Annotated in this window: 1 pseudogene; it reads right to left on the bottom strand. The window is 60.5% G+C overall.

Annotated elements, in window-relative coordinates:
• Positions 1–276, bottom strand: a pseudogene (locus ACTHSX_RS10635) (acetyl-CoA C-acetyltransferase); the annotation flags it as partial.

Raw genomic sequence — 276 nt, 5'->3', positions numbered from 1 at the left:
AGCTCATCCTGCTCCTCACGGCTGATCCCGTAGCGCTCAGCGACGTTCTCGGCGGTCATGCCCATGTGACAGCCTTCAATCGAACACACCAGCGCGTCCAGCAGCATGGCATCCTCAATCGTGCCAGAGCCCATGCGGTAACCCGTTCGCGCCTTTGGCAGCAGATAGGGCGCCATGGTCATGTTCTCGACGCCCACGGCAAGACTGACAGCGGTTTTCCCCAGCATGATATTGTGAGCGGCGATCTCAAGGGCGCGCATGCCTGATGAGCACAGC

Origin of the sequence: Neisseria sp. P0014.S002, from assembly GCF_051958295.1 — a bacterium.
GTDB classification, from domain to species: domain Bacteria; phylum Pseudomonadota; class Gammaproteobacteria; order Burkholderiales; family Neisseriaceae; genus Neisseria; species Neisseria flavescens_B.
The sequence above is the reverse complement of the archived record's forward strand: the minus strand, read 5'-3'. Positions and strand labels throughout refer to the sequence as shown.